This is a genomic window from Bacillus sp. SIMBA_008 (genome assembly GCF_046535495.1).
Lineage (GTDB): Bacteria > Bacillota > Bacilli > Bacillales > Bacillaceae > Bacillus > Bacillus subtilis.
This window is the reverse complement of the sequence record NZ_JAWRWL010001232.1, coordinates 1-237: the sequence shown is the minus strand read 5'-3', so window position 1 is coordinate 237 and position 237 is coordinate 1. Positions and strand designations below refer to the sequence as shown.

The 237-nt window shown below is 52.7% G+C and carries 1 protein-coding gene; it reads left to right on the top strand.

The annotated features are described in order from the left end of the window. Positions 1–237, top strand: a 237-nt coding sequence (locus SB658_RS27370; RefSeq protein ID WP_486308231.1) for a GntT/GntP/DsdX family permease, incomplete at both ends; no start/stop codon positions are given.

The following is a 237-nucleotide window of genomic DNA, read 5'->3' as shown; positions in this document are numbered from 1 at the left end:
ATCAATAAAATTGTTCTTTCAATTGAGGCTGCAATTGGAGAGCAGCTGGGGCATTTAGCTTTAGGGTTTGGACTTGGCGCGATGCTGGGGAGGCTTGTCTCAGATGCTGGGGGCGGCCATCGGATTGCCATTACGCTGATTGGCAAATTCGGGAGGGAACGAATACAGGCGGCGGTTGTGGTTGCCTCTTGTATCATCGGGATTGCGCCGTCTCTTGCAGTGGGTCTTGGTCTGTTG